This window comes from Pseudomonas emilianonis, from assembly GCF_023072625.1.
GTDB lineage: Bacteria > Pseudomonadota > Gammaproteobacteria > Pseudomonadales > Pseudomonadaceae > Aquipseudomonas > Aquipseudomonas paraveronii.
This window is the reverse complement of sequence record NZ_JAKNRV010000267.1, coordinates 1-7,188: the sequence shown is the minus strand read 5'-3', so window position 1 is coordinate 7,188 and position 7,188 is coordinate 1. Positions and strand designations below refer to the sequence as shown.

General features: G+C 59.8%; 8 protein-coding genes. 2 read left to right on the top strand and 6 right to left on the bottom strand.

Going from position 1 to position 7,188, the window contains the following annotated elements; all coding sequences use genetic code 11:
• The 3 genes from plsX to L9Z73_RS21820 form a co-directional block, all read right to left on the bottom strand.
• Window positions 1-835 (bottom strand): phosphate acyltransferase PlsX (plsX, locus tag L9Z73_RS21830; protein WP_247405341.1); only part of this gene is annotated, 835 nt, incomplete at its 3' end.
• 4 nt (window positions 836-839) lie between these two features.
• Window positions 840-1,022 (bottom strand): 50S ribosomal protein L32, encoded by a 183-nt coding sequence (gene rpmF / locus L9Z73_RS21825; protein ID WP_008152339.1) that lies wholly within the window; start codon window positions 1,020-1,022, stop codon window positions 840-842.
• A 13-nt stretch (window positions 1,023-1,035) separates the two neighbouring features.
• A complete protein-coding gene (locus L9Z73_RS21820) occupies window positions 1,036-1,566 on the bottom strand; it encodes a YceD family protein (protein WP_247405338.1) in 531 nt (176 codons plus the stop codon).
• 105 nt (window positions 1,567-1,671) lie between these two features.
• On the opposite strand from L9Z73_RS21820, the gene L9Z73_RS21815 reads away from it, so the two are divergent.
• Complete coding sequence (locus tag L9Z73_RS21815) at window positions 1,672-2,250, top strand: Maf family protein (RefSeq protein WP_247405335.1); 579 nt, start codon at window positions 1,672-1,674, stop codon at window positions 2,248-2,250.
• A gap of 131 nt (window positions 2,251-2,381) precedes the next feature.
• On the opposite strand, the gene L9Z73_RS21810 is transcribed toward L9Z73_RS21815, so the two are convergent.
• From L9Z73_RS21810 to rluC, 3 genes are read right to left on the bottom strand one after another with little or no spacing between them, the layout of a single operon-like run.
• Entirely contained in the window at window positions 2,382-3,365 is a 984-nt protein-coding gene (locus tag L9Z73_RS21810; RefSeq protein ID WP_247405331.1) for a S49 family peptidase, read from the bottom strand.
• 19 nt (window positions 3,366-3,384) lie between these two features.
• Window positions 3,385-4,047, bottom strand: coding sequence for an HAD-IA family hydrolase (locus tag L9Z73_RS21805; RefSeq protein WP_247405328.1), 663 nt, complete (start codon window positions 4,045-4,047; stop codon window positions 3,385-3,387).
• Entirely contained in the window at window positions 4,034-4,993 is a 960-nt protein-coding gene (gene rluC / locus L9Z73_RS21800; RefSeq protein ID WP_247405324.1) for a 23S rRNA pseudouridine(955/2504/2580) synthase RluC, read from the bottom strand. The genes L9Z73_RS21805 and rluC overlap by 14 nt, the downstream gene beginning before the upstream one ends.
• A gap of 759 nt (window positions 4,994-5,752) precedes the next feature.
• On the opposite strand from rluC, the gene L9Z73_RS21795 reads away from it, so the two are divergent.
• Window positions 5,753-7,188 (top strand): Rne/Rng family ribonuclease (locus L9Z73_RS21795; RefSeq protein WP_247405321.1); only part of this gene is annotated, 1,436 nt, incomplete at its 3' end.

Sequence of the window (7,188 nt, the reverse complement as noted above, 5' to 3'; positions counted from 1 at the left end):
GGTCCGCCTGCAGGCGGCGCATCAGCGGCAGCGCCAGCGCGCCGACCACACGTGTGGCCAGGTTGCGCTTGAACAAAGTCTCAATCCGCGAGGCAATCATCGTTGCCAGGCCTTCGCTGGATTTAAGCAGGATATTGCCGACAAATCCGTCACACACCACCACATCCGCCTCGCCGCGATACAAACCGTCACCTTCGACAAAGCCGACGTAGTTCAAACCCCGTGCACCTTGCAGCAAAGCGGCGGCGAGCTTGACCTGTTGGTTGCCCTTGATGTCTTCGGTACCGATATTCAGCAAGGCCACCCGCGGACGGGCCACACCCAGCGCTTCGGCAGCCACCGAACCCATCACAGCGAACTGGAACAGATGCTCGGCGCTGCAATCGACATTCGCGCCCAGGTCCAGCAACTGGCAATAGCCTGCCTGCGTCGGTATCGCTGCGACCATCGCCGGTCGGTCGATCCCCGGCAAGGTCTTGAGCACATGCCGTGACAACGCCATCAGCGCGCCCGTATTGCCGGCGCTGACACAGGCTTGCACCTTGCCATCACGCAACAGCTCAAGGGCGATCCGCATTGAAGAATCAGGCTTGCCACGCAAGGCGACCGCCGGCTTTTCATCCATGCCGATGGCTTCGCTGGCTGGCGTAATCGTCAGGCGCGCGCAATCCACCGCCGGATGGCTGGCAATCAGTTCTTCAAGAAGGGAAGGTTGACCGACGAGGGTCAGGTGCAGCGAGGGCGTGGCAGACAGGCTGGCAATGCAGGCCTGAACAATGCTGCGGGGACCGAAGTCCCCGCCCATTGCGTCAATCGCGATGACTTGAGCAGACAAGTGATTACTCGTCAGCGCCCTTGTCGATCACTTTACGGCCACGGTATACGCCTTCTGGCGATACGTGGTGACGCAGGTGAATTTCACCGGTGGTTTTTTCTACAGACAGAGTGCTCGCCGTCAGGGCGTCGTGCGAACGACGCATGTCACGGGCAGAGCGGGATTTTTTGTTCTGCTGAACAGCCATAATTGATTAACTCCTAAACGTTTGGGTCACGCTTTAACTGCGCCAATACACTGAACGGGTTGGACCGCGTTACCTCGTCCTCGCTCGGTTCGGACTCGTCATCGAGGCCCGCCGGCTGCTGGCATTCTTCCGGATGATGAGCAGGCACAATGGGCAAGGCGAGCAAAAGCTCCTCCTCGATCAGTGCATGCAGATCCAAAGGATCTTCGCCCAGTTCCAGCACGTCATAACCTTTCGGCAACGACTGGGTATTCGCACCCTCCTTTACCACAGCATAACTGCACTCGCTGTGGATCGGCAGGGTGACCAGCTCAAGACAACGCTGGCAAACCATTTTGACCTCGGTGTCGATAAAGCTGTGAATAACCACAGATTTACGTTCATCTCGTTCAAAAACGAATTTAGCCTGCACCGTACCGACAGTGTCGGAAAGCGGGTCGCAGAGTCTCTTCAAATCGGCCAGCAGCAATTCACCTTGAAGGGAAGTGCCACGATCAGCCAATTTGCGCGGGTCAACGTGAGGTGGAATCGGGTCATTCAACATAGGCGCAGCATTATAGGGATGCACCCAGCCATGTCAAAGGAAATTCAGCCCTGGGCGTCAGCCGGTCGCCCCGCTAGAATCCCCAGCCGCCCCGAGGAGACGCCCATGCTGCCTTTATTACTCGCATCCAGCTCGATTTATCGCCGGGAATTGCTGGACCGCCTGCACCTGCCGTTCATCTGCAGCTCGCCGGATATCGATGAAAGCCGCCGTGCAAATGAGTCAGCCGTCGAACTGGTCAAGCGCCTAGCCGAAGAGAAAGCCCGCGCCCTCGCCACCAGTCATCCAGGCCATCTGATCATCGGCTCTGACCAGGTGGCCGCACTGGAAGGCCGGATCATCGGCAAGCCCCACACCTTCGAGAACGCTCGCGAGCAACTGCTGGCCGCCAGCGGCAAGCGTGTCAGCTTCCTCACCGGGCTGGCGCTGCTGAACAGCGAGACCGGGCACTGCCAGGTGGACTGCGTGCCGTTTACCGTCCACATGCGCATGCTGGACGTGGAGCAGGTTGAACGCTACCTGCGGATCGAGCAGCCGTATGACTGCGCGGGCAGCTTCAAGGCCGAAGGGCTGGGTGTGAGCCTGTTTCAAAGCACCGAAGGCCCGGACGCGACCAGCCTTGTCGGCTTACCCCTGATTCGCCTGGTGGATATGCTGCTGGCCGAAGGTGTGCAAACCCCTTAAAAACACCGCAAAACCAAATGTGGGAGGGGGCTTGCCCCCGATTGCGGTAGACCAGCTACAGACAAGCCGGCTGATCCACTGCTATCGGGGGCAAGCCCCCTCCCACATTTATCTACACAGACCTTGAGATCTCAGCGCAGGGCCGGGCCCTGGAAGCCCATGTACAGGGCCAACTTCTCCGCCACACTGGCGCCGAGCTTCTTGGAGAAACGGTCAAACGGCGATTCCTCAACGGTGAAGTCCACCAGCTCTTTCTCACCAATCACGTCCCGCGCCACCGAACTGGCACTGCCCAGGCCATCGATCAAGCCCAGCGGCAAGGCCTGCTCCCCAGACCAAACCAGCCCAGAGAACAGCTCTGGATGATCTTTATCCTTCAGACGATCCCCACGCCCCTGCTTGACGCTGGCGATGAACTGGCGATGGGTGGTGTCGAGCACACCCTGCCAGAACTGGGTTTCATCGGCCTTTTGCGGCTGGAACGGGTCGAGAAACGACTTATGCTCGCCCGAGGTGTAGGTGCGACGCTCCACGCCCAGCTTCTCCATGGTGCCGACAAAGCCGTAACCGGCCGCCGTCACACCAATGGAACCGACCAGGCTGGCCTTGTCGGCGTAGATCTGGTCAGCAGCACTGGCAATGTAATACGCACCCGAGGCGCCCAGGTCGGAGATCACCGCGTACAGCTTGGTCTGCGGGTGCAGCGCGCGCAGGCGGCGAATCTCGTCATACACGTAGCCCGACTGCACCGGGCTGCCGCCTGGGCTGTTGATGCGCAGGATCACGCCCTTGACCTTGGAGTCTTCAAACGCGGCGCGCAGACTGCTGACGATGTTGTCGGCACTGGCGGATTCCTTGTCGGCAATCACCCCGCGCACCTCGATCAAGGCGGTGTAGTTGGGGCCACGGGTCGCGGTTTTTTCCATGTCCATCAGCGGGCTGAACAGCGCCAGCATGCCGAGCAGGTAAACAAAGGTCAGCAGCTTGAAGAAAATCCCCCAGCGCCGCGAACGACGCTGCTCCTGCACGCTGGCCAGGAGGGTCTTCTCCAGCAGCTTCCAGCTTTTGTCATCGCCGCTGTCAGCCTTTTCGGGCGCTTTCCACTCATCACTCATGATCTACCCCAGCAAAGACTCAGTGGGCCCGGCCAAGCCAGGCCTGCAATTCAGAAAAATGATCGATCGTCAGCCTGGGCTCGTATTGCTGCAACGCCTCGGCAGCCTGGGCGCCATAGCTGACCGCAACGCTGTCCATGCCAGCGTTGCGAGCCATCATCAGGTCGAAGGAAGCATCGCCCACCATCAGCGCCTGGCGTGGCGACACGCCACAATGGGCGAGTATCTGCTCGAGCATCAGCGGATGGGGCTTGCTGGCGGTTTCATCCGCTGCGCGGGTGATGTCGAAATAGTCTTCCCAGCCGTGAGCCTTGAGCACCCGATCCAGACCGCGACGGGCCTTGCCGGTGGCGACCGCCAGGTGATAACCCTCGGCACGGAATGTTTCCAGGGACTGCACCACACCGTCAAACAGCGGTGAAGGCTCAGCCTCCAGGGCGATGTAGTGATCGGCGTAATGCTCGCGGAATGCGACCAATTCATCGTCAGCGATTTCCGGGTACAAGGTGCGAATTGCCTCGGGCAACCCCAGGCCGATAATGCCCTTGACTGCCAGGTCGCTGCACAGCTCATAGCCCGAACGGGTCGAAGCCATGTGCATCGCCTCGACAATCCGACCAATGGAATCACACAGCGTGCCGTCCCAATCGAAAATCAGCAGCTTGTAGTCAAGGTGCGACACTCAAGCGCTCCACGGTCTTGGCCCACATTTCATCGACCGGCGCCTGCAATTTCAATTCGCCACCATCGGGCAGCGGTACGGTGAGCATGTAGGCGTGCAGGAACAGGCGCTTGCCGCCCAGGTCGCGAATCTCCTTGGAGAACGCCTCGTCGCCGTACTTGGTGTCGCCGGCAATGCAGTGGCCCGCATGCAGGGTGTGGACGCGAATCTGGTGAGTGCGCCCGGTGACCGGCTTGGCCTCGACCAAGGTGGCGAAGTCGCCGAAGCGGCGCAGCACCTTGAACAGGGTCAGGGCTTCTTTGCCCTCCTCGTCCACTTCGACCATGCGCTCGCCGGAGCGCAGGTTGCTCTTCTGCAACGGCGCCCGGACGCTCTTGATCGAACTGGCCCAGTTGCCGCGCACCAGCGCCATGTAGCGCTTGTCCACGCCATCACCGCGCAGAGCGGTGTGCAGATGGCGCAACATGCTGCGTTTCTTGGCGATCATGAGCAGACCGGAGGTGTCGCGGTCGAGGCGGTGAACCAGCTCCAGCTCCTTGGCATCCGGACGCAACTGACGAAAGGCTTCGATCACACCGAAACTCAGGCCGCTGCCACCGTGAACCGCAATGCCACAGGGCTTGTTGATCACGATCAGCTTGCTGTCTTCGTAGACAATCGACGCCTCAAGGCGCTGCAACAGGCCCTGGGCCAGCGGCACAGGTTCGTCGCGCTCAGGCACGCGCACCGGCGGCACCCGGACGATATCGCCCGCCTGCAGCTTGTACTCGGGCTTGATGCGGCCTTTGTTCACGCGCACTTCGCCTTTACGCAAAATGCGGTAGATCAAGGTCTTGGGCACGCCTTTGAGCCTGGCCAGGAGAAAATTGTCGATGCGTTGGCCGGCATATTCCGGCGAGACCTCGAGCAGCTGGACGCTGGGGGTCTGGGGGGCGGTAGTCGTCATGTCGGCGATGATAACAATTTTTTATGGAATTGAAGCACTTAATCATTACTGCTATAGTCGCGAACGCCGCCAAAAGCGGCCTGGACAGAGGACTTGCGGCAAACTGCCGGCCCTGACCATCGCAATTCATCAGGACGCGAGGCCGTCCTACGGGGCTTTCGTCACCGTGGAAAGCTCGAGATTGTAACAAGCGCAGGTGACATGAGGCCTGAAGCGAGTGCAGAAAGCAGAGTAAATACTCGCATTTTGCGCCGATATTTACGGCCAGTTCACAAAGTGCAGTCAGTCTTGGGACACACCATGGCGAATGCTTCGGAAACAAAGCCTGTTAAGAGCTGAGTGAGAGCGCAGTCGCCCACACTTGGTCTTGTTTAGCCATGAGCGTGTACTCCCCATTGGAGCACACGGTAAATGCCAACCCGCTGCGGATTCTGCGCGCGGCAGCACCCGAATTATCAGGGATACGTGTAGGGTGGAGATGCACAACCGTCGGACCGTGTAGCACTAGGCTTATATATAGACGCTTCATCTCGTCCACAGTCGCCGGTTGATTCCTCCTCCTGACCTTAGCTTTTGTTGAAGTGGTGCTTTTGTCACCACCGCTAACAAGCAGGACGCGTCCGTCGCGATACCAGCCCAATTGGCCGGTTATTGCTGGACACTGGAGTGGCCAACCACTCTTGACGCACCTGACACCGACCGTGAGAAGTCGTGTGTGCCGAACGCCGTTTCCGGCAGCCCGGAAACCGACGGTACAACATGAAAAGAATGCTGATTAACGCAACTCAACCCGAAGAGTTGCGTGTTGCGCTGGTAGATGGCCAACGCCTCTACGACCTGGACATCGAATCCGGTGCACGCGAGCAGAAGAAGGCCAACATCTATAAAGGCCGTATTACTCGCATCGAACCAAGCCTTGAGGCTGCCTTTGTCGATTTCGGCTCCGAGCGCCATGGCTTCCTGCCCCTCAAAGAAATCTCCCGCGAATACTTCAAGAAAGCCCCCGAAGGCCGCGTGAACATCAAGGACGTCCTGAGCGAAGGCCAGGAAGTCATCGTTCAGGTAGAAAAAGAAGAACGTGGCAACAAGGGCGCCGCCCTGACCACCTTCATCAGCCTGGCCGGTCGTTACCTGGTGCTGATGCCAAACAACCCACGTGCCGGCGGTATTTCCCGTCGCATCGAAGGTGAAGAGCGCAACGAACTGCGTGAAGCGCTGAACGGCCTGGTCGCTCCAGCCGACATGGGCCTGATCGTGCGCACTGCCGGCCTGGGCCGCAGCAGCGAAGAAATGCAGTGGGACCTCGACTACCTGCTGCAACTGTGGACCGCTATCAAAGAAGCGTCCCTGGATCGTTCCGCGCCGTTCCTGATCTACCAGGAAAGCAACGTGATCATCCGCGCCATCCGCGATTACCTGCGCCAGGACATCGGCGAAGTGCTGATCGACAGCGTCGAAGCCCAGGACGAAGCCCTGACCTTCATCCGCCAGGTGATGCCGCAGTACGCCAGCAAGATCAAGCTGTACGAAGACAGCGTTCCGCTGTTCAACCGTTTCCAGATCGAAAGCCAGATCGAGACCGCCTTCCAGCGCGTGGTCGAACTGCCTTCCGGCGGCTCCATCGTGATCGACCCGACCGAAGCCCTGGTGTCCATCGACATCAACTCGGCGCGCGCCACGAAAGGTAGCGACATCGAAGAAACCGCCCTGCAGACCAACCTGGAAGCGGCTGAAGAAATCGCCCGCCAGTTGCGCCTGCGTGATATCGGCGGCCTGATCGTGATCGACTTCATCGACATGACCCCCGCCAAGAACCAGCGCGCCGTGGAAGAAAAAGTCCGCGAATGCCTGGAAGCCGACCGTGCCCGCGTGCAAGTCGGCCGCATCTCGCGCTTCGGCCTGTTGGAAATGTCCCGTCAGCGCCTGCGTCCGTCCCTGGGCGAGAGCAGCGGCATTGTTTGCCCGCGCTGCAACGGCACCGGCATCATTCGTGACGTTGAATCGCTGTCCCTGGCGATCCTGCGCCTGATCGAAGAAGAAGCCCTGAAAGACCGCACCGCCGAAGTCCGCGCGCTATTGGGCCTGGAAGACGAAAACGGTCGCCAGCAATGGTTGTTCCTAGCGCCGGATGCTGCGGGCTTGAAAGTGGAGGTGGTGGGGCAACCGGTCACCGTCATCACCCCGCGCTCGCCCCT

Coding starts and splice junctions, on each gene's coding strand:
- rpmF (WP_008152339.1), bottom strand. CDS start 1,022: ATGGCTGTTCAGCAGAACAAAAAATCCCGCTCTGCCCGTGACATGCGT.
- L9Z73_RS21820 (WP_247405338.1), bottom strand. CDS start 1,566: ATGTTGAATGACCCGATTCCACCTCACGTTGACCCGCGCAAATTGGCT.
- L9Z73_RS21815 (WP_247405335.1), top strand. CDS start 1,672: ATGCTGCCTTTATTACTCGCATCCAGCTCGATTTATCGCCGGGAATTG.
- L9Z73_RS21810 (WP_247405331.1), bottom strand. CDS start 3,365: ATGAGTGATGAGTGGAAAGCGCCCGAAAAGGCTGACAGCGGCGATGAC.
- rluC (WP_247405324.1), bottom strand. CDS start 4,993: ATGACGACTACCGCCCCCCAGACCCCCAGCGTCCAGCTGCTCGAGGTC.